This is a genomic window from Veillonella sp. AS16, from assembly GCF_000517785.1.
GTDB classification, from domain to species: domain Bacteria; phylum Bacillota; class Negativicutes; order Veillonellales; family Veillonellaceae; genus Veillonella; species Veillonella denticariosi.
Map to the genome: position 1 here is coordinate 144,703 of NZ_AZYX01000022.1, position 18,397 is coordinate 163,099.

Here is an 18,397-nt window from a genome sequence, read left to right on the forward strand (position 1 = left end):
ATCATAATAAAACGCTAGCCCTCAAAGCTAGCGTTTTAAGTTTATTTTTCGGTAGAGAAACCATATTTTTCCAGTACCTTTTTACCTTCGTCGCTCATCACATATTGATAGAAGTCTTTTGCCAATGCATTGTCATACTTCTTAATGATACCGATAGGATAGATAACCGGATCATGAGAATCCGCAGGTGTTACCGCCGCGATTTGCACCGCATCGCCTGCCGCGATGGCATCCGTTTTATAAATAAAACCTGCATCCCCTGCGCCCTGGCTGATGGAAGCCGTTACGGCTTTAACGTCTTTTGCGTATACCACATTCGGTTCAACTTGATCCCATACGCCCATCTTTGTTAAGACCTGTTTACCGTAGTTACCGGCCGGTACCGTTTCAGGATTACCCAACACGATACGCTTCACCGTCGTAATTTGATCCAAGCTGATTTGAGGTTGACCTTTCGGCACAACGAGAACCAATTCATTCGTAACAAACGGTTTCACATCAGTTACAAGGTCCTTTTCCTGTAACATTTTCATGTTCTTTTCGTCCGCAGAAATAAATAGACTTGCCGGTGCGCCCTGTTCGATTTGTTGACGCAATGTACCGGAGCCTGCAAAGTTAATAGCAATTTGGTCGTCCGCTAAATGATGGTCTTTCTTATACGTATCTGCCAATTCGGTAAGGGCTCCTTTGAGACTAGCCGCCGCTTGAACGGTAATCTTTTCGGACGTACTCGGCTTTGCTGAGTCTGCAGTTTTACTGCTGTCATTACCGCAACCTGCCAAAAACGCAATCATACAAATACTCATTAACAGTGCCAGAATTTTCTTCATGATTCCTCCTGCGTATCCCATATCGCTCCATTCTATAAAAGCCATGGTATCGTCGACGGTGATACTCATACGACATACTAAACATACGATATATTCATATTATACTATAAAAATTTCTCTTTGACTGCATACTTTCACACCACTATGCATAAATGCTAGTAATGTATATGATAAGCATGAATAATGGATAAAATTTAAGGTCCCAAAATATACGTACTATGGTATGATAATAATAGCAAATATTATAACATCTATATGCGCTATACCTGTATAACAAATGTATACATTCATGCTCAAAGCGTCATATTTTATATCATATCAATAAAGAAATTTCAGGTGAGATGATGAATTTATTCGAATTAATAGGCCATATTTTTATCAATTCCATGGTCCCTATATTTATGCTCATCGGCATGGGTTATGTATTAGACAGAAAATTCAAGCTCGATTTATATACGCTGAGCAAACTCAATTTCTATATACTGTTACCGGCCTTTGTCTTTAAAGCCTTATATGAAGCCAAGTTTTCGTGGAGCACATTGGAAATCGTACTTTGTGCCATCTGTGTACTCATACTGAACTATATCATTTCAGATATCGTGGGGTGGCTAAACGGATACGATATCGCCAAGATAGCGACCCTGAAAAACTGCGTTATGTTCAATAACTGCGGTAATATGGGGGTAGCGCTTGCGCTCTTCGTATTCAGCAATGTTCCTTATGTCGTCGACGGTACCACCCCCTATGCGGAACTCGGTATCCTAAGTGTCGTATCGATTATGGTCATTCAGACCATCACGAGCAACACCTTCGGTTTCTACCAGGCCGGTGCGGGCCGATTGAGTTCACGCGATGCACTCAGAGTTGTATTTCACATGCCCATGGTCTACGCCGTGCCCCTAGCCCTCTTATGCAAGCTGCTACCTTACGACTTGCACAATATCTTCGCCTACGCACCTCTCACGATATTCGCACAAGCCTTTGTAGGGATTGCGATGCTCGCTTTAGGTGTACAAATCAACAGAACGCCGCTGAATTTCTTCAAATCCGATGTCTTATTGGCGAGCAGCCTGAGACTCATCGTGAGCCCGCTCCTCGCCGCAGCTGTAACAGTCTGCTTTATCCTGTTCTACGGCCCGATGCATCCCATTGCGGCGCAAACCCTCGTCATCACCTACAGCGTACCGAGCGCCATCAATATGGCCCTCATCGCTATCGAAATGAAAAACAATCCGGAATATGCGACACAGGTCGTCATGGGATCCACCATTTTATCGGCTGTGACCATGCCTATATTTATCACGTTGGCATATTATTTATTCCCGTTATATTAACCAAAAACAGGATTATAGCACAAAATGTGTTGCAAATTTAATCCCATAAATTGAAATAATACAAAACACATCTCGTACAAGCGACGAGATGTGTTTTTATATGCTGTATTCAAAATTTTATATATCAAGCTTCTATATTTGAAAGCAACCTCAAATTGAACTCTATTGATGCGCCACGTGTTCCATGCCCATTCGCACAAGGCCTTCCACGTGATCATCATCGAGTGAATAATACACGGTCTTGCCTTCTTTACGATATGTAACAAGTCGAGCCTGACGCAACACGCGCAGCTGATGAGATATGGCGGATTGTCCCATCCCCATCGTCTCCGCAATATGATTGACGCACATTTCATTATCCAACAATAATTCCACTATTGTAAGGCGTGTCGGATCACCAAGGATTTTAAATAGTTCCGCTAACTTGATTAAAGCTTCTTTTGTGTCCCCCATCGGTATCCCCTTTCTATGTATTATAGGTATATTATACATAAAAAAAGGCTTTGTTCATAGAACAAAGCCTCTTTATGTAATTCATTTATAACATCTTATGACGATAATTATTTAATGATTAGTACAGGACATGTAGAGTGGCTAGTCACATAGCTACTTACACTACCCATGAATAAGCCTTTCAATGGTCCGAGACCACGGCTACCCATTACGATAAGGTCCGCATTATATTTTTTTGCCACAGCGAGCAATGCAGGTCCAGGAGAACCAACTTCAAATACACTTTTAACCTTAACGCCTGCAGGGATTTCTTTCACCACATCATTCAAGATTTCCTTGCCGGTTTCCTCCATGTCCTCAGCAATTTGTTCGGACACATAACCACCGGAAATCGGAGTTTGATCAAAATTGGAAATAGCAGACACAATATTAGCAACGTGAACAACAATCAATTCAGCGTGGTTGCGATCCGCTACAGCGAGAGCATGTTCCAATGCGCGCTTAGCATTTTCAGAGCCGTCTGTAGGTACGACAATAGTTTTGTAGGTAACCATAATAACCCCTCCTATTTCTAATCCCTCAAAGGGGATATGATCAAAGATTGTTTAGCCTATATTACTATATTCTAGACAAGCAAGGAAAACTCCTCTTTTTTCCAGAGGATTTATACTCATTATAGCACAGATTTTTAAAAATTATGCAAATAATACAAATTTCTGCATATCATAATACGTAATATGATTTTATAAGACTTGGGATGATTGGTTGGTATTCAACGTCGTAGTCAATTTAAAGCCGTCCAAAATGTCGATAAATTCAGGTGTCGCCAATGTTACACCTGCAGGCCCGATCATGCGTGCCACGGCCACATTGCCTTCATTGCCGAGAATGATAGTCACTCCGAAGGATACCTGTGCCGCTGCGGATGTATCAGCCGTATTCGGGTTCTTCATATGTCCCGCAATGTAGAACATCACATTTCCGTCTACGATATGCGTTTCATACCGTGAAATCGTGGCCTTATTCACCTCCACCAGCTGTTTCACATAGTAATCGCCCAGCATCTGTTTCCCCATCATCGTAGGCACACCGGAGCTGACCGCCTGTACAGGAATTGTGAAAGATTCAATATCGAGTCGCACGTTGTTCTTGGCAAATGCTATTTTCCCTTTTTCGTTAATCCGTGTAAAGCCCTTCGGATATGTAAATTTAATTCCTTCCACTACGTTGATATCACTCATACCGGCAAGCATTTTCTGTACGCCTTTAATGGCGCCTGACCCACTCTTGCGGTTCAATAACTCAAATGACGGTATCGTCGTTTCGAGCAATCCCTGTTCCATAAAGTCCTTTTGGAACGGAGGATAGGTGCTGGCCAAATTATATCGATGAGTCGGATCCTTATCCATGATAAACTCCGCTTCAAAAACGGATTGAACAGACTCCGTAGAGGTCATCTCCGCATAGGATTTCGGCGTAGTTCGGTTCCAACGGGCCGCGGTGGCACCTTTTTTAGCAAAAAAACCGCCCTCAATATCATTCGCATCGAATACATCGCTGTGCTGACGCCAGATGCTGAGATATTGCTCATTGCTCAAGCCCTTAATCGGCACACCGTACCAAGTCGTGTTCCATTCCTTCTGAGATACACCGTCCTGTGGCGTATTGTTGCGCTTCGTGAAAGAAACCGTATACGAATCCTCCTGGGTTGGTCCCGCCAAGTTGAAAGAATACCCCTGAATATGTCCGCTTTCACTGCGCACATCCATATCCACCATGACACCGTCGGAAACACGCCACGGAATGGTGAAAGTATATCCGTTTTTATAATCCTTTACAACCGTATTCATCTTTGTCGCATACGACTTATACTGAGCCGGCAAAATGGATGCCGAATCCTTTTGCGATTCCACAATAGCGTGAGGCGTCGCTTCCGTATCTGCCGCCATAGCCAACGGCCCCACAAGTGCTGTCACAACCATAAACGCTGCGGTTAAACGTAGTTTCATAGCTTCTCCTTATAACATATTATCCAAGAAAGCCTTAGTTCTTGGAGACTGAGGATTCGTAAAAATTTGTTCCGGCGATCCTTCCTCTTGAATGACACCGTCCGCCATGAAAATAACGCGATCCGATACTTCGCGGGCAAAATTCATTTCATGAGTGACGATGATCATCGTCATGTGGTCATCCGCCAGTTGTTTTATCGTTTTCAATACCTCTCCGGTCAACTCCGGATCAAGGGCCGATGTCGGTTCATCAAAGAGCATGATTTCAGGATTCATCGCCAAAGCGCGGGCGATAGCCACACGCTGCTGTTGCCCGCCGGATAAACGCGACGGATACATGTCACGCTTCTCCCACAAGCCGACCTTGTTCAGCAATCGTTCAGCGATCGGCAGGATATCTTCTTTTTTCATCCCTTTAACCATATGCGGAGCAATCATGATATTGTCAAGCACCGTCATATGCGGAAATAAGTTAAACGATTGAAATACCATGCCCATGCGCAACAGTAAATCATGTTGAGTCTGAGAATCCGCATATTTTACGGCACCGCTTTCATCAGTGCTCGCAAGAACGGTCCCATCAACAGTAATAGATCCGCCATCGATGGTTTCGAGTTGCCCCAAGCATCGCAAAAATGTGGATTTACCGGAACCGGAAGGACCGATGATGGATACGATTTCCCCCCGATCCATCCTGAGCGACACGTCGCGCAACACAGGCTGATTGTTAAAGCGCTTTTCGATGCGCTCCATATTCACAAATGTCATAACTACCTCTTAATTAGTCGTATTAATCGAGTTCATATATACAAGTTTATTTACACGGGAAAATACACGTGCTATGCATACACTATGCACATAGCAACTTACATGAACGTCACCCAAGCACTCATCTACGACAGACTAGTACAGAAACAGCTTAATCTTCATATACGGCAAATCGTTTTTCCAAGTAGTTGAAGATATTCGTCAAAATAAAGGTGAAGATCAAATAGAAAACGGCCGCCACAATGAAAGCGGAAATATCGAAATCCCGCTGCACAATCGATTTTGTAATGCGCAGAATATCATTCATCGCCAAGACGTACACGAGAGATGTGTCCTTCAATAAGTTGATGGTTTCATTGGCCAACGGAGGCAGAACGCGTTTGAACATTTGCGGTAATATGATGGTACGCATCGTTTGTGCATACGTAAAGCCGAGAACCTTCGCCCCTTCGTATTGACCACGGGAAATAGACTGAATACCACCGCGGAAGATTTCACAAAGGTAGGCGGCGTAATTCAGCACAAATGTAATAACGGCCGCTGTAGCGTCATCCATCTGAATCGCGCCGTCCGTGATGATTGGCAATGCATAATACATGAATAAAATTTGTAACATCAACGGTGTGCCACGCATCAAATACACGAAGGCTTCAACGATTTTATCCACTAACGGCAGTTTGGACAATCGCAATAATGCGAGTAAAATACCGCCCGGAATCGATAAGATCCATACCACAAAGAACAGCGATACGGTTACCTTCAGCCCATCTGCGATGGTAGGGATAATCTGCAATAAATAATCCATTAAATACTCCTTCAAAACACGACTAGAGAAGAGGCTTTTCGGCCACTTCTCTAGTGTACATTTCGTTCTTTAATTATCAGTTGTACAGGCTGACCATAGCATTATTAGTATATCACGAATCGTGCTATTTAGCATCGCTCTTATCCAAGTCCGCACCGGAACCCAACCATTTTTCAGCGAACTTATCGGCAGTACCGTCTTTTTTCATTTCCGCCAAAATACCATTGATCTTTTCACGCAATGCAGTGTCTTCTTTGCGGAACCCTACGGCAAAGTCATCAACACCATAGTCGGTACCTTCTACGATTTTGTATTTACCCGGTTCTTTTGTCATCAGGTAACGGGCAACCACTCCGTCAGCGATAACCGCATCGACACGTCCGATCCCAAGATCCATAAATGCACTTACGAAGTCCGCATAGGATTTAATATCTTTAACGGTTTTACCGCTTGGATCATCTTTCAATGCCTGTTCACCGGTGCTGGCCTGTTGTACGCCTATCACCTTACCCGCTAAATCAGCTTTAGCCTTAACAGAATCATCGTCATTACGAACGATGATATATTGTTTATCCTTCATATACGGATTGGAGAAGGCGATGTTTTTTTCGCGATCCGGAGTGATAGTTAATCCATTCCATAATGCGTCGATTTTCTTGGATTTCAGTTCCGCTTCCTTACTGGACCAGTCTATGGCTTTGAATTCTACATCCATACCGGCACGTTTAGCCGCTTCTTTCGCCATATCGATATCAAAACCTACGATTTCGCCCTTTTCATCTTTAAAGCCCATAGGCGGGAAGCTGTCGTCCAACCCGATAACAACCTTTTTAGGCAGTTCGCCGTTATTCGTTTTCGTATCGCTGCCGCAGCCGCTTATGAAAGCCATCATAGATACCGCTGCAAGGCCGATTGCCATCACTTTTTTCCAATTCATCATTATCCTCCACGGGGCACATAGACCACCTTCACTACGAATTAATTTATCTGATGAATGTATTATACTTTAGTTCATTAAAGTTGTAAATAACTAATTTGAAGAATTTCTGTGAATCGCATCCATCATAGCCATTTTATCCTTGTACGATACGAGTTGTATATCCAAAGGAATCACATAAATTCCGCCATGCTGGTTCATAGCCTGCAGTTCTCGCCACGCTTCGGTAAATCCGATGATATGCTCATAATCGACAAATACATAGTACTCATCCCCGTTAAACAGACGGTGAAAGTACTCTCCAAAAGAAAGAGGACTACGTTTTAACACGAGGCCCTTTTCACAGATGAAAGCGATGCTTTCACCTAATCCATGGAGCCACCACAATATGCAAAGCAGCAGTAGATAGTACCACAAACGCGCAGCCCATTCGGACGGCATATAGCGCACCAAAAGCACGCACCCCAACACGCCGAGGATACGACCGATCCACTGTACCCACCGATGTATTTCTATGCTCTGTTGTACGTTTCCTGATGAAAAGCGTTCCATCGCCTCTTTTTTCGTCATGGTTTGCCTCACGGATAGTAAAGTTTAATATATGATTTTATTTGCGGCACAAGCCCATAGCCTGTTCGACCTTACGGTACATACGGCTAGCCTTGGCATGTGCCTTTTCAGCACCTTCATCAAGAATTGTATCGAGCTCGGAGCTCGTAATCAATTCATGGTAACGCTGCTGAATCGGTTCAAGTGTTGCCACCAGTAAGTCGGCGATATCGGATTTAAATACGCCGTAACCCTTACCGGCATACAGGTCTTCGATTGTTTCGTAGCTATCCTTTGTAATAGCGCGGTAAATGCCCATCAAATTGGAAATTCCCGGTTTATTGTCCTTGTCATAACGAACGGCATTATCCGAATCCGTTTGGGCCCGTTTCAATTTCTTCACGATTTGGTCCGGTGCATCGAGCAGGCGAATCGTCGCATTCTGGTTATCATCGGACTTACTCATCTTCTTCGTCGGTTCCTGCAGACTCATGACGCGAGCGCCCCCTTCACCGACCTTGATTTCAGGAATCACAAAGGTTTCCCCGAAACGACGGTTAAAACGTTCCGCCAAGTTACGGGTCAACTCAAGATGCTGCTTCTGGTCATCGCCGACAGGCACATAGTTTGTACCATATAGCAGAATATCCGCCGCCATCAACGGTGGGTACGTAAGCAATGCGGTCGGAATGGAATCCCCCTGCTTTTGAGACTTATCCTTGTACTGTGTCATGCGTTCCAATTCACCTACATAGCTGATAGATTGCATAACCCAACCGAGTTTAACATGCTCGGGCACTTCGGATTGAACAAATAATGTCACCTTCTTCGGATCGAGTCCGACAGCAAGGTACAAGGCCGCCAGATTACGCGTATTCTGGAATAGCTCCTTCGGATCCTGCGGTACGGTAATCGCATGCTGGTTAACGATACAATAATAACATTCATCTGTATCTTGATAGTCTAAAAAATTACGTAAGGCCCCTAAATAATTGCCCAGTGTTAATTCCCCACTCGGCTGGATACCGGAAAATATAACTGCCATAATAAACTCCCTATAGTGAACAAACCAACAGGACTTAAGCCCTGTTGGTCATGTATATTACTCTACTGTTACGGATTTTGCGAGGTTACGAGGTTTATCCACGTCCGCACCGCGTGTAATCGCAGCATAATATGCCAATAATTGCAACGGCACAACCGCCAGGATAGGCGCGATAAACTTATTCGCGCGAGGCACATAAATCGTATGATCCACGTGCTTGGACAACTCGTCGTCACCCTTCATGCCGATGCCGATAACGATTGCTTCACGCGCTTTTACTTCGCGGATGTTGCTGATCATCTTATCGTATACATCTTCCTGTGTCGCCAAAGCGATAACAGGAACACCTTCCTCGATGAGGGCCAATGTACCGTGTTTCAATTCGCCGCCTGCATAGGCTTCCGCATGAATGTAAGAAATTTCTTTCAGTTTCAAAGCCCCTTCCATAGCTACCGCATAATCGATGGCACGGCCAAGGAAGAACGCATCGGATTTAAAACCGTAATGCTTAGCGAATGCTTTCATATCCTCATCCACTTCAAAGATTTCGTGAATCAAGTTCGGTAATTCTTTGATGCCGCTTAAAATGTCCGCCCCTATCTGAGCATCCATTTTCCCGTTTAACTGACCGAGATATACCGCGAATAAAAGTCCCGCTACAAGCTGTGTAGTATAGGCTTTTGTGGATGCTACGGAAATTTCAGGACCCGCCCATGTGTAAACGGTGTTATCCGCTTCACGGGAAATACTGGAACCTACCACATTTGTGATAGCCAACGATTTTGCACCAAGGCGTTTCGCTTCTTTCAAAGCGGCCAATGTATCGGATGTTTCACCGGATTGACTGATTACGATACACAATGTTTTGTCATCAGTCAACGGATTACTGTAGCGGTACTCGGATGCGATTTCAACGCTTACGGGAATACGCGCCAAGCTTTCAATATATTGTTTCGTCACAAGACCTGCATGATATGCAGTACCGCACGCAACGATGAGGATTTTGTTGAAAGCCGCCACATCGTCAGCAGTCCAGTTAAGTTCATCAAATACCGCCGTTTTACCATCCTCGGAAATATGAGTGCCGAACGTATCACGCACGGCCTTAGGCTGATCGTGAATTTCCTTCAACATGAAGTGTTCATAACCGCCCTTTTCAGCGGCTTCAGCATTCCAGTTGACGTGGAACACCTCTTTGTCGACAGCGTTACCTTCACGGTCAAATACGGCCACATTATCACGTGTAACGATAGCAAGTTCACCGTCATTCAAGATATATGTATCGCGTGTGTAGTTGATGATAGCCGGAATATCGGACGCAACGAAGTTTTCCCCTTTGCCGAGACCGATAACCAAAGGATTTTCTTTCTTCGTACAAATAATTTTATCCGGTTCATCGGCACAGATGATTTCGAGAGCATATGCACCGTCTACACGATTCAGCATGCGACGAACAGTACCGACGAAATCGCCATCGTACATATCCTCCAATAAATGTGCAACCACTTCTGTATCCGTTTCAGATTTGAAATGATAGCCTTTTGCGATGAGTTCCTCTTTTAAAGGCATATAGTTTTCAATAATACCGTTATGTACAACGGCAAATTTACCATCTTCAGATGCATGGGGATGCGCGTTCATATCGGATGGACGGCCATGTGTAGCCCAACGAGTATGTCCGATACCTACAGTTCCTTCATTAGGATCCGCTTTCACGATAGTCTCTAAATTGGAGAGACGTCCTACCTTTTTTTGAATTTTAATAACATTTTCAGGACCGATAACAGCGATACCGGCGGAATCATAACCGCGGTATTCCAATTTTGCCATACCGTCCAATAAAAAATCTGATGCTTGATTAAAGCCAATGTATCCAACGATACCGCACATATGTGTTTCCTCCTATAGGGCACAGGGCCCTTATGGTTCATAATTCATTTTGTTAAACATCTCTTTCAAGTAACCTTTGTTCAATCGTCACCGATTGGCTTTGCTTTACTTGTTACGACCTGAGAGGCCGGAAGAGCATCCGCTGATGATTCGATAACCCTTCACCTCGTCGACCCTGACGACTGCCTTCGCCGGGTACCTGCGCTATTCGCCTTTACGAATTACGGGACTCCTTTCTTTAGGATACGACAGACCTATCGGTATGAATATATACCAAATAATATTATACGTGAAAGTAGGGATGAAGTTCAAGCGCCGGTATCATTTCATCGCTGTTTCATCCTTCTCTAATATACTCCTATCATTCTTAATTTTATGCAATTATATTTTATTGCGTTTCCTTGATTGAAGTTTGGTGACTACTAATATATGAGTAGTCATATAAAGGAGTCTATTATGGTTAAGAATGCACAAAAAAATACAACAAAAAAGAATAAAGTATCCTATAAAAACAAGCGCAATTATGCCAAGCTGCGTCGCTGGGTGGTTCCCGCCGTATTCGGTGCGGCATTATCCGCCTTGGCCTTTGCTCCGACCTTTGCGGCAACAGTTGAACAGAGCCCATCCGCTTCCAATGCGGTTACGCAACAACATCAGATGCCAACGACTCAAGCTGATGCAGAATCCATGCCGACAAATACACCGCCAAACGGCAATCCGCCTCCGGGAAATCCCCCTGAAGGTATGCCGAATGCACCCCAACCCGAAGCGAATCCGAGTACTTTCACAGGTACATCTGTGATCACGGAAAATCAGACCGTATCCCACGAATTCGTAACAAGCACGACAGCGGATCAGAATGCTCTCATCGGCAAAAACGGTGCAACCGTCAATGTTATAGGTTACGAATTGGACAAAACAGGCAACACGACGAGCGATGACAACAGTAACTTCCGCGGTCAAAATGCGATTGTCCTAAGCATCGAAGGCAGTCAAATCAACATTAAGGACAGTAATATTACATCCAATGCAAACGGTTCCAACGCCCTCTTCGCAACCGGCGAAGGCTCCGTTATCAATGTGGAAAATGCAAACATCCACACAAAAGGCAATTCGTCACGCGGCCTTGACGCGACCTATAAAGGAATCGTAAACGGCAAAGACCTGACCATCACCACCGAAGGGGATCATTCCGCAACGCTGGCCACAGATCGCGGTGAAGGCACTATCAATGCGGATTCGGCGAAGCTCACCACATCAGGCTCAGGCAGTCCTGTAATCTACTCAACCGGCAATATTACGGCGAACAATATAAACGGTGAAGCGAGAAACAGTGAAATCGGTGTCGTGGAAGGAAAAAATTCCATCACCCTTACAAACTCAACGGTAACAGGCTACAAAGATAACGGCTTTATGCTTTACCAAAGTTTCTCCGGTGATGCTGAAAGCGGCATTGCCCGACTCAAGGCGGAAAACAATACCCTTACCACCCTATCCACCGGCGCATTTCTCTATGTAAACAACACCACCGCCGAAGCGGACTTGGCAAATAATGCGATCTCCATGCCGAATACAACGACATTGGTGAAAGCCGCAGCCGACACTCGCTGGGGTAAAGCGGGAGAAAACGGCGGACATCTCAAACTCCGAACAAGCAACCAGGCTTTGAACGGGAATATCTTAGCGGATTCCATCAGTTCCGTCGCATTGGACATGACAAACGGATCAAGCCTCGTCGGCGCGATTAATCCCGACAATGCATCTAAAAACGTAACCGTAAAACTCAGCAAGGATTCCAGTTGGGTACTCACGGGTGACAGCTATGTAACATCCATTGAAAACGAAGACACCACGGGGGCTAATATAAGCCTTAACGGATATAAACTAGTTGTGGCGGATAAACAATAGTATAAAAACAAAAAGCAACGTCATTTATAAATTGCACCTCCAAAATTGACCATAATCTTTGAAGGTACAGTTCATTTAGTACGTTGCTTTTTATATTTATGCCTTGTCAATAGAAATCAACGCCGCATTTTTTGCATGTATCAATGTAGTGTCAAATAACGGTATATCCGTATCATCCTGTTTAACAAGCAATCCAATTTCAGTACAGCCTAAAATAACACCTTGTACACCAGATTTTACCAAATCGCCAATAATATTTAAGTATTGTTGTTTAGATTTATTAGAAATAATACCTAAACACAGTTCATTGTATATAATATCATTCACAAGTTCGACCTGCTCTTCGTTAGGGATAACAACATGAATGCCCCTATTTTCTAAGATACATTTATAAAAATCTTGTTGCATCGTGTACTTGGTACCAAGTAGACCTACCTTTGTAATACCTGATTTTTCTAACTCTACTGCAGTCATTTCCGCAATATGAAGAAGAGGAATATGAATATGTCTTTTTATTTCATCCGCCACTTTATGCATTGTATTCGTGCATATAACAATATAATCAGCACCGGCCTTTTCAAGGGCCTGAGCCACATCGGATAAAATTTCAGCACTTCTGTTCCAATCACCATTCGCTTGGCACTTTTCTATTTCTTCAAAATCAACGCTGTATAAAATACATTTTGCCGAATGTAACCCTCCCAAAACTTGCTTGATTGTTTCATTCAATACCTGGTAGTACGTAATCGTGCTTTCCCAACTCATTCCTCCAATTAACCCGATGGTTTTCATAATATCATCCTTTTAAATTAAAATATCCTGGAATAAAAAAGATTATTCAAATTCAAATTTAAATATCACTCATCTCTACCCCCTATATATGAAGTTTATGCTAACCCCTGTTCTCTACCGATAATATCGGCGATTTCCTCACATAGGGACTGTAATGTTTCCTGGTCAGGTCCTTCCGCCATAACGCGAATCAAAGGTTCCGTACCGGATGCACGAACGAGTACACGACCTTCATCACCGAGTTCCCCCTCAGCTGTCACGATAGCGGCTTTTATGAGATCATTATCTTCCCAGCCCGTCTTTGTGGCAACGCGTACGTTCACAAGGACTTGCGGATATTTTGTCATGATTCCCGCCAGTTCGGAAAGCGTTTTACCCTTTTCTTTCACGAGGGCCGCCACCTGTACAGCCGTCAACATACCGTCACCGGTCGTATTATGGTCGAGGAAGATAACATGACCCGACTGTTCGCCACCGATGGATAAATCGTGTTCGCGCATATACTCAAGTACATAGCGGTCACCGACAGCGGTCGATACGGTTTTCATGCCCAACTCCTCCGCCGCTTTATGAAAGCCGATATTACTCATTACCGTACCTACAATGGTATCACCTTTGAGTTTTCCCTCTTCTTTCAGTTTAAGGGCGCATAACAGCATGATTTGGTCACCGTCCAGCACTTGCCCCTTTTCATCCACTAAAAGACAACGATCCGCATCACCGTCATTGGCGATGCCTAAATCGGCATGATGCTGCTGTACCGCTACCTGCAGCCCTTCGATATGAGTTGAGCCGCAGTGATGGTTAATGTTAAGCCCGTCAGGATTGACATTGATATTGATAACCTTTGCACCGAGGCCCGCTAAAATTTCAGGGCCCACACTGGATGCGGCACCGTTCGCACCGTCATACACGATGGTCATACCGTCTAAGGACGTATTGATGGTATGACGTACAAAATGAGCATAAAAATGCGCCAAATTACTGTTATGTTCAATGCGGCCTATGCCATCACCGGTCGGACGAGGCAATTCATTGTTCGCACTTTGGTATACATAGGTTTCTAATTGATCTTCCACTTCATCAGGTAATTTAAAGCCGCTGCCGTCAAAGAATTTGATACCGTTATCGGGATAGGGATTGTGAGATGCGGAAATAACAGCTCCCGCGTCAAAGCCTTGTTGTTGCACGAGGTATGCCACAGCCGGAGTCGGTATTACACCGGCGATAACCACGTTGCCGCCGACGGAACAAATTCCTGCAGCCAATGAACTTTCCAGCATGGAACCGGAAATACGCGTATCGCGGCCGATCAAAAATGTAGGATGCGCCTTTTCCTTACTGAAATGAGTGCCCGCTGCACGTCCCAAATGATATGCCAACTCAGGTGTCAAAAACTCGTTGACCACTCCGCGCACACCGTCTGTACCAAATAATCGAGCCATAATCTTCCTCCTCCAAGATTTTGTGAAAGCTTTCACAAAATCACCTATAATCGCTGTTGTGTATTATATCACAATATATCACATATAGAATAAACCTAAATCATTGTTTTCCTATGAATGCACATTCATCAATCTATGTTGATAAGATGCCTGCTATCCTAATTGTCAGTTGACGGTCTAGCATATTTAGCCATACATAGAATTGCCGTTTCGGCTCCGTCGAGGGCGGCACTCATGATACCGCCTGCGTAACCGGCGCCTTCCCCCATAGGGTAGAAACCTCCCACCGTAGGCGACACACGTTCCTCATTGCGTCCTATGCGAAGCGGTGCGGACGTGCGAGTTTCCACCCCCGTCATGCACACCTTCGGATCGTCAAAGCCATGAATACGGCGCCCCCAATACGGCAAAGCCCGCTCAAGAACGGACGTCACATAGTCCGGCAGGCACTCGTGCAAATCGCAGTTCACCACACCCGGTTCATAGCTGTATACGCTATCCGTTACGGTCGGAGCCTGTGAAAGCCCTAAGAATTGCCCTACAGTCTGAACCGGTGCATGAAAATTGGACCCGCCCAAGGCAAACGCTTTTCGTTCCCATTCACGTTGAAAGGCAACGCCGTCAAGGGGATGTGTTCCGAAATCGTCTGGTCCCACATTCACGACGATGGCGCTGTTCGCCACACCGCTGTCGCGGGCGTATAAGCTCATGCCATTCGTTACGACGCCGCCCTCTTCGGATGCGGAGGCCACCACCTGACCACCGGGACACATACAGAAGCTGTATGCGGTGCGACCCGATTCCTTATCGTGATACACCAAGGAATATTCCGCTGCACCAAGGCCCAAGCTGGCCGGCTCCACACCGTATTGCGATTGATCGATAATCGCCTGGTCATGTTCGATACGAACACCGATAGCAAAAGGCTTCGCAGTCATTTCAACATGCCGTTTATGAAGCATTTCATAGGTATCACGGGCACTATGTCCGACGCCGGATAGAACGACAGTCGTATCGATGCGTTCGTTGTGATTAACTTCAACACCTACAATACAATTGTTTTCAATAAATAAATCCGTTATCTTCGCACCGAAACGCACCTCACCGCCCCATTCGATGATGCGTTCACGCATGGCTTTCACCATGGTCCGCAATTTATCGGTCCCTACGTGAGGTTTATGCTTGTACAAGATTTCCTCAGGAGCCCCGAATTCAATGAAATATTTGGAGATTTCATGAAGCCTGGGATGAGTAATGCGCGTCGTCAACTTGCCGTCCGAGAATGTACCGGCACCGCCTTCACCGAATTGCACATTGGATTCCGATTTGAACAGCCCCTGTTTCCAGAATGTTTCCACGTCCATACTGCGCGTATCCACATCCTGACCACGCTCAAAAACGATGGGCCGATACCCTTCACGGGCAAGATAAAAAGCGGCCAGCATTCCTGCGGGCCCGAAGCCCATAACAACAGGACGATGTGCCAAAGGCACGGAACCGATTACAATCTGTTCCGGTTCTTCCGCATGAAACAGGGATACATCCTTCTGTTTGCCCAGTTTTTTCATAACCTGCGCCTCGTGTTCCACCTCTATAAACAAAGTGTACACAAATACGATATTCGGTTTCTTACGAGCATCGACGGCACGGCGTACGACATGAATCGTTTGAATTGTACCGTGCAGCGCCGGATATTTCTTTTCTACAATATCTTTGATATCCGACTTGACCGTAACGGCCACGCGGAGATTTATTATTCTGATCATTTATGCACCTATCGTAAATAATCCATGAGAACAACGGTCCTCATGGATTATTTTTAAGTCCCTACATTACGTATTTTCTTTCTTCTGAACATCTATTTTAATACGCACCGTCGAGACATTACTGCTAATACCGTTCGGCAATACTAGATTATATGTGCCCTGTATCGGTGTATTCACACCGGATATATCAATCGGTTCCGTTTGAATTTCATTCACGCTGTCCACAATTTCCTCACGTCCCGTAATCGTCAGCTGAGACGGAGATTGTGTAATAGATTTGACCTCATAACCATCGGCTACGGCTCCTGTGGTCGGTACGGTTATAGGCACAGCCTTATCCTTGCGCAATAAATTCAATTCATATTGCGCCTGACCCTGCGCCGGATTGACATGCACATCCAATACATTACCGCTGTTATCCCATGCTTCAAGAGCGCCAACGCTGCTGAAGTTTTTAGTCTGTCCCGTAAGGTTTACCTTCATCACAACCTTTGTAGCCGCATTGACCTGCTGTTTACGCCCCGATACGGTCACCTCTTTAGGAACAATCGTGACGGACTTCAACGCCACGTCATCGGAGAATTTGCCTAGCGGCACAATTTCAACAGGTAATTTTCGTTCCGCATATTCATCAACATTGATGGTAATATTATCCGGTTTAACCTCCACAAGCGTCATGCCCGCCGGCGGGGTGAAAGTTATAGTCACATTATTCTGCCCCGGCTTTACTCCGGAAGCATCGATATAAGCCTTGAGTACATCGGCTTTCATCGTAATAATCGTGTCTCGAGGACCGCTCAACACGACACGTGCCGATGCCGGTGCATCCTCGATGATATAATTGGATTCTAAATTTTGAACTTGAATCGGCACATTATAGGTAACCTCCATCACAGGGTTTTGATCCCTCATGATGAAGAACCACATGACGATTGCAGCCAAAATGGACAGTAATTTCGCAACCCAGTTACGTTTCAAATGAATCATCATTTTTTCGCCCTCCATTTCCACATACTTGTAATGGTTTGACGAGGGCGTTCCATAAAGGTACGCAAAGCCTCTTTAATCTGGTCTTCCGGTAAATGACGATAAATATGACCACCATATGTGTAAGAGATGGTCCCCGTTTCCTCACTGACAACGACAACGACCGCATCGGTCTGTTCGGATAAGCCGATTGCAGCGCGGTGACGAGTTCCCAGTTCCGTACTCAACGTGCGATCCTCAGTTAACGGCAACAGACATCCGGCCGCACGGATACGTCCGTCCCGAATAATCAAGGCTCCATCATGAAGCGGTGTACTGGGAACGAATATATTTTTTATGAGCTCACGACTCAATACGGCATCTATGAGAATGCCCGTATCGATGAAATCGTTCAACCCCACCTCGCGTTCAAATACGATGAGTGCCCCCGTATGTTCACGGGACATGACGCGAGCCGCCGCCATCACTTCATTGATGGCCATATCCATTTCCTCTTCATTCACATTCTGAGCCTTGCTGAAAATTCGACCCCGGCCCAACTGTTCAAGGGCACGGCGCAATTCCGGCTGGAATACGACAGGTAACGCGAAGAGGAGTACCGTCATCCCTTGTTGTAAAATCCAGTTGATTACATACAGATTTAACAGATGACTCAATAAATTCAATACCGCCAAGATAACAAGACCCTTCAGGAGAGATACGGCCCGTGTATCTTTAAGCAGTTTATACATATAGTAAATACCGATAGCAACCGTTAAAATATCAACGATATCAAGGAACCTAAAGGTATGAATAAGTGCGTCAAAATGCATATTCATAACTCCTTATACAAAATAATAAGGTACAGCCTCATCATATGACTGTACCTTATATTTTATC

17 protein-coding genes are annotated in these 18,397 nt (G+C 44.9%); 2 read left to right on the top strand and 15 right to left on the bottom strand.

The features are described from left to right. Positions 1-41 precede the first annotated feature (41 nt). Complete coding sequence (gene modA / locus HMPREF1521_RS08590) at positions 42-830, bottom strand: molybdate ABC transporter substrate-binding protein (RefSeq protein ID WP_038118195.1); 789 nt, start codon at positions 828-830, stop codon at positions 42-44. Between the two features lie 344 nt (positions 831-1,174). On the opposite strand from modA, the gene HMPREF1521_RS08595 reads away from it, so the two are divergent. After that, on the top strand, positions 1,175-2,164 hold the full coding sequence (locus HMPREF1521_RS08595) for an AEC family transporter (RefSeq protein ID WP_038118196.1): 990 nt from the start codon (positions 1,175-1,177) through the stop codon (positions 2,162-2,164). Positions 2,165-2,326: 162 nt separating this feature from the next. Here the strand turns inward: HMPREF1521_RS08595 and HMPREF1521_RS08600 are convergent, their stop codons facing one another. The 9 genes from HMPREF1521_RS08600 to glmS all read right to left on the bottom strand — a co-directional run bounded on the left by HMPREF1521_RS08600 (position 2,327) and on the right by glmS (position 10,620). Further along, positions 2,327-2,617: a metalloregulator ArsR/SmtB family transcription factor gene (locus tag HMPREF1521_RS08600; RefSeq protein WP_038118199.1), complete on the bottom strand. Its 291-nt coding sequence runs from the start codon at positions 2,615-2,617 to the stop codon at positions 2,327-2,329. A 107-nt stretch (positions 2,618-2,724) separates the two neighbouring features. Then, positions 2,725-3,171: a universal stress protein gene (locus HMPREF1521_RS08605; protein ID WP_038118201.1), complete on the bottom strand. Its 447-nt coding sequence runs from the start codon at positions 3,169-3,171 to the stop codon at positions 2,725-2,727. Positions 3,172-3,360: 189 nt separating this feature from the next. Further along, entirely contained in the window at positions 3,361-4,626 is a 1,266-nt protein-coding gene (locus HMPREF1521_RS08610; protein ID WP_038118203.1) for a hypothetical protein, read from the bottom strand. 9 nt (positions 4,627-4,635) lie between these two features. Beyond that, positions 4,636-5,394: an amino acid ABC transporter ATP-binding protein gene (locus tag HMPREF1521_RS08615; RefSeq protein ID WP_038118205.1), complete on the bottom strand. Its 759-nt coding sequence runs from the start codon at positions 5,392-5,394 to the stop codon at positions 4,636-4,638. Positions 5,395-5,545: 151 nt separating this feature from the next. Further along, positions 5,546-6,199, bottom strand: coding sequence for an amino acid ABC transporter permease (locus tag HMPREF1521_RS08620; RefSeq protein ID WP_038118209.1), 654 nt, complete (start codon positions 6,197-6,199; stop codon positions 5,546-5,548). A gap of 124 nt (positions 6,200-6,323) precedes the next feature. Continuing rightward, the gene (locus HMPREF1521_RS08625; RefSeq protein ID WP_038118211.1) at positions 6,324-7,136 is read right to left on the bottom strand and encodes an amino acid ABC transporter substrate-binding protein; all 813 of its coding nucleotides are present in this window, start codon (positions 7,134-7,136) and stop codon (positions 6,324-6,326) included. Between the two features lie 93 nt (positions 7,137-7,229). Continuing rightward, positions 7,230-7,706, bottom strand: coding sequence for a hypothetical protein (locus HMPREF1521_RS08630; RefSeq protein ID WP_038118213.1), 477 nt, complete (start codon positions 7,704-7,706; stop codon positions 7,230-7,232). A gap of 37 nt (positions 7,707-7,743) precedes the next feature. Beyond that, positions 7,744-8,730, bottom strand: coding sequence for a tryptophan--tRNA ligase (gene trpS, locus HMPREF1521_RS08635; RefSeq protein ID WP_038118215.1), 987 nt, complete (start codon positions 8,728-8,730; stop codon positions 7,744-7,746). A gap of 57 nt (positions 8,731-8,787) precedes the next feature. Continuing rightward, entirely contained in the window at positions 8,788-10,620 is a 1,833-nt protein-coding gene (gene glmS, locus HMPREF1521_RS08640) for a glutamine--fructose-6-phosphate transaminase (isomerizing) (protein WP_038118217.1), read from the bottom strand. A gap of 456 nt (positions 10,621-11,076) precedes the next feature. On the opposite strand from glmS, the gene HMPREF1521_RS08645 reads away from it, so the two are divergent. After that, entirely contained in the window at positions 11,077-12,528 is a 1,452-nt protein-coding gene (locus HMPREF1521_RS08645; protein WP_038118219.1) for a hypothetical protein, read from the top strand. A gap of 96 nt (positions 12,529-12,624) precedes the next feature. On the opposite strand, the gene HMPREF1521_RS08650 is transcribed toward HMPREF1521_RS08645, so the two are convergent. From HMPREF1521_RS08650 to cdaA, 5 genes are all read right to left on the bottom strand, one after another. Then, positions 12,625-13,320, bottom strand: coding sequence for an aspartate/glutamate racemase family protein (locus HMPREF1521_RS08650; RefSeq protein WP_038118221.1), 696 nt, complete (start codon positions 13,318-13,320; stop codon positions 12,625-12,627). 95 nt (positions 13,321-13,415) lie between these two features. Then, the gene (gene glmM / locus HMPREF1521_RS08655) at positions 13,416-14,765 is read right to left on the bottom strand and encodes a phosphoglucosamine mutase (RefSeq protein ID WP_038118223.1); all 1,350 of its coding nucleotides are present in this window, start codon (positions 14,763-14,765) and stop codon (positions 13,416-13,418) included. Positions 14,766-14,923: 158 nt separating this feature from the next. After that, positions 14,924-16,531: an NAD(P)/FAD-dependent oxidoreductase gene (locus HMPREF1521_RS08660; RefSeq protein WP_038118226.1), complete on the bottom strand. Its 1,608-nt coding sequence runs from the start codon at positions 16,529-16,531 to the stop codon at positions 14,924-14,926. Between the two features lie 66 nt (positions 16,532-16,597). Next, entirely contained in the window at positions 16,598-17,521 is a 924-nt protein-coding gene (locus HMPREF1521_RS08665; RefSeq protein ID WP_038118228.1) for a YbbR-like domain-containing protein, read from the bottom strand. Further along, complete coding sequence (gene cdaA, locus HMPREF1521_RS08670) at positions 17,518-18,330, bottom strand: diadenylate cyclase CdaA (RefSeq protein ID WP_084214646.1); 813 nt, start codon at positions 18,328-18,330, stop codon at positions 17,518-17,520. Before cdaA ends, HMPREF1521_RS08665 begins: the two co-directional genes overlap by 4 nt. Positions 18,331-18,397: the final 67 nt, after the last annotated feature.